Origin of the sequence: Bacillus sp. MUM 13, assembly GCF_001866725.1 — a bacterium.
GTDB lineage: Bacteria > Bacillota > Bacilli > Bacillales > DSM-1321 > Peribacillus.
The window spans coordinates 1-3747 of record NZ_MLYQ01000096.1 but is presented as its reverse complement, the minus strand read 5'-3'; the positions used below and the strand labels follow the sequence as shown (position 1 = coordinate 3747).

Sequence of the window (3747 nt, the reverse complement as noted above, 5' to 3'; positions counted from 1 at the left end):
TATATTTAGCCATAAATAAACACCCCAAAAGTTAGATTTAAGCTCTAACTTTTGGGGTGCACTACAATTCCGCCGCTTCTTTTTATTCTTTCACAAATTCCTTCGTGCTTCTTACCGTATCAATTGGACGAACCATTGCCTCGATTTGTTCGCGTTTATTTTCGAGAAACGGCGGCAGGGACAATTTTTCGCCAAGCGTTTCGTATGGCTCGTCACCCATGAATCCAGGGCCGTCTGTAGCAAATTCAAAAAGAATCTGCGGTGCTACCCTTGCGTACAATGATTCGAAGAAGTGGCGATCCACATAGCCTGAGGTATGGAATCCGAAGCTTTCCATACGAGTGATCCATTCTTCTAAAACAGAGCGGTCTTCTACCCTGAATGCTGCATGGTGCACGGTTCCGAAGCCCTGCTGCGCTTGCGGAAGAACATTATTATGTTCAACGATGACCGATGCCCCGTTTCCTCCCTCGCCAACTTCAAACAGATGGAATGAGCCTTCTTTAGCGATTTCTTTGAACATTAAAACCTTTTCCATCATTTCTTTGAAGTAATCAAACTGGGCGATGCGGACAAAAATCGGCCCAAGGCCAGTAATGGCATACTCTAAAGGGATTGGACCCTTTTGCCATGGTATGCCTGCTTGTACCCCTTCATTTTTCTCATCTGAAATCAGCTGGTACTGCTGGTCATCAAAGTCTGTGAATGAAAGCACCTTTTTGCCGAATTGCTCCTTAATACCCGTGTGCGCGACCTGAAGACGGTCAAAACGTTTTACCCAGTAATCCAGTGCGGCATCACTTGGTACGCGGAAGCCTGTTTTCGAAATCTCATTCGTTCCATGGATGCCTTTAGGGATGCCAGGGAAATCAAAAAATGTCATATCTGTTCCAGGTCCGCCTACATCGTCTGCGAAGAATAAATGATACGTTTGAATGTCATCCTGGTTGACCGTTTTCTTTACCAGGCGCATGCCCAGTACATATGTGAAAAATTCATAATTCTTTTCTGCACTGCTGGTAATAGCTGTAACGTGGTGTATTCCTTTTAAATGATTCATCATTGCATTCCTCCATTATTTTGTCTTAAACCTGTATTCCTTCATAATTCCCTGTTTATAGAAGCACAAATCATTTTATCTATTTTCAATTCATATATCTTTAATTCGAGATAATAATATCATGCCATTCAAACTCTGTCAATCAATTGATAAGCATGTAAATTGCCTAAAAGCTGCTTATTATTTTCCCCACCCCACGGAAAACGAGCATCCTGGAGCAGAAATCAACCCCTTGTTCAGGTAGCAGCAAAGTTTACGAAAACAGCCTTATAAAAAAAGGTTAAAGAACGCTGATTGAAGATGGATTAGTCAGGAGCGATCACCAAGAGTGCCAGGAACCTTATACGGAACCGGCAAAAAAGGCCAAACGTTCAGGCTGAACGTTTGGCCTTTAGTATGATTATAGAGATCTTTTTAAAATATCATGGACACTGGCATGGTCCATTTTTTTATACATGCCCACACCTGGCTTGATAAAGGTTTTCTCTGTAATCGCATCAAATTCCTTATCATCAATTCCATAGTCGCGCAATGTGCTAGGCGCACCTATTGAATTCCAGAAATCACGCAGAGCTTTAGCGCCTTCCTTTGCCAGTTCATATTCGCTTTTTCCTTCTGGTGAAATTCCAAAAACATTAACAGCCAGCTGTTTTACGCGGGAAGGATCTTCTTCAAGAACATGCTCCAGCCAGTTTGGGAAAAGAATCGCCAATCCGCCGCCATGGGGAATATCATAAATCGCAGAAATTGCATGTTCGATACGGTGTGTCGCCCAATCTCCCCCATCGGTTCCGTTTGCAAGAGAGCCATTGAAAGCTGTTGTGCTGATATACATCATTGTTTCTCTATGCTTAAAGGAATGGAGGTCCTCAAGCAATTTGGGAGCCGTTTCGATCGCTGTTCTCAAAAGCGATTCAATAAAGCCGTCAATCATCGGTGTGTTTTCCGTACGGTGGAAATAACTTTCCAGTGCATGTGACATGCTGTCCACAATGCCATAAACGGTCTGGTCACGCGGAACGGAAAAGGTGTAGCTTGGATCCAGGATTGAAAAAGCAGGGTACACAAGCATCGAGCCCCAGCCAAGCTTGTCTTTTGTTTCCCAGTTGGTGATAACGGAAACATCATTCATTTCGGAGCCGGTAGCAGCAAGTGTCAGAACTGTCCCAAAAGGAAGAGCCTCTACAATGGGGGCTTTTCTCGTAATCAGCTCCCATGCATCTCCATCATATTTAGCACCTGCAGATATTGCTTTGGTACAGTCAATTACACTGCCTCCCCCGACCGCCAGCAAGAAATCGATTTTTTCTGTTTTACAGATTTCTACTCCTCTATGTACAGTGGATAAACGGGGATTGGGTTCAACACCCGATAACTCAAACACGTTTGCTTCCATTTTTTCAAGTTCAAGGATGACATCATCATACACACCATTTTTTTTAATACTTCCTCCGCCGTATACAAGCAGAACGTTCATTCCTTTTTTTAGCTCTGCTGATAATTTCCGGACTTCTCCCTTGCCAAAATATAATTTTGTTGGGTTATATTGTAGAAATGTATTCATTACAGCACCTCATTTTAAATAGATTCCAGTACCATTCTAGCACAGACAAGATAACGCTAATTATTGATATTTATTGATATCAACTATCAAAATTATTGATAATGCAGCTATTTCTTTAGAAGTCCGATTAATTGATTCAGCGGCGGAGACAGCCACTTTTTCTTTTGGTAAATAATTTGGGTATATAATTTCGCCTGCTCATGATGAAATGGCAGCTTTACCACCTTGCCGTTCCTGATTTCGCTTTCCACTGCAATCTCTGGCAATATAGCAATCCCCAGATTATCCGCGACACACTGCTTGATGGCTTCCAGGCTACTAAATGAAATAACAGATTTCGGCTGTACACCTTCCTTTTGAAGAAGCTGCTCGAGCAATACCCGGTACGGACATCCTTCTTCTGTCAGTATCACGGTTTCCTCCCGAAGCTCCTTCAAATCCATCTCATCCAGTGCCTGCAGCCGATGGTCCGCCGCTGCCACCATGACAAGCCTTTCCTCACGAACCGGTATAGTGGTCAGCTCATGATGCTCTCTGTACCGGTCCAATATGATACTGATATCGAACTTCCCCTCAAGCGTTCCTTCTGTTAAATTCGGACAAAGGCCAGCTTCCAGCAAAATCTTCAATTCCGGATGCCTTTCTTTAACCTGCTTAATGTAAGGGGTAATGAAATATGCCGCAAGCGACTCTACCGTCCCGATACGCAGCGTCCCCCTAAGATTGCTTTCCTTGGATAGCTTTTCTTCTGCTTCCTCAGTAAGAGCCAGAATTTTATCAACATAATAATAAAGCTCTTCACCTGACTGTGTCAGACGCATCCTTCCCCCAGCCCTCTCAAAGAGCCTGACCCGGTAATGCTGCTCAAGCTTCTTGATTTGAGTGGTCACGCTGGACTGCGCATATCCCAGCGCCTCACCCGTTCTGGTATAACTCCCCCATCTTACAACTTCCTTGAAGGTATAAAAATAGTTTAAATCCACGAATTTCCTCCCAAGTGTTATTACAAAGTACCACAGGAGTATTATAGATAAAATTGCAGGACTGCACAAACCGGGGAAGTCTGCTCTCAGAAACATACGGCATGCATCCTGTTTTTATCATTCCTTAATTTAATCAAACG

The 3747-nt window shown here is 43.3% G+C and carries 3 protein-coding genes; all 3 read right to left on the bottom strand.

The window, feature by feature from the left end; genetic code table 11:
* Nucleotides 1–82 precede the first annotated feature (82 nt).
* The 3 genes from BIV59_RS18795 to BIV59_RS18785 all read right to left on the bottom strand — a co-directional run bounded on the left by BIV59_RS18795 (nt 83) and on the right by BIV59_RS18785 (nt 3607).
* Nucleotides 83–1060 carry a ring-cleaving dioxygenase gene (locus BIV59_RS18795; protein ID WP_071352994.1) on the bottom strand — a complete coding sequence of 326 codons (978 nt, stop codon included), beginning with the start codon at nt 1058–1060 and terminating at the stop codon, nt 83–85.
* 400 nt (nt 1061–1460) lie between these two features.
* On the bottom strand, nt 1461–2624 hold the full coding sequence (locus BIV59_RS18790) for an iron-containing alcohol dehydrogenase (protein ID WP_071352993.1): 1164 nt from the start codon (nt 2622–2624) through the stop codon (nt 1461–1463).
* A 107-nt stretch (nt 2625–2731) separates the two neighbouring features.
* A complete protein-coding gene (locus tag BIV59_RS18785; protein ID WP_071352992.1) occupies nt 2732–3607 on the bottom strand; it encodes a LysR family transcriptional regulator in 876 nt (291 codons plus the stop codon).
* Nucleotides 3608–3747 lie beyond the last annotated feature (140 nt).

Excerpts from the sequence above, each read along its gene's own strand:
- BIV59_RS18795 (WP_071352994.1), bottom strand. The coding sequence starts at position 1,060 with ATGAATCATTTAAAAGGAATACACCACGTTACAGCTATTACCAGCAGT.
- BIV59_RS18790 (WP_071352993.1), bottom strand. The coding sequence starts at position 2,624 with ATGAATACATTTCTACAATATAACCCAACAAAATTATATTTTGGCAAG.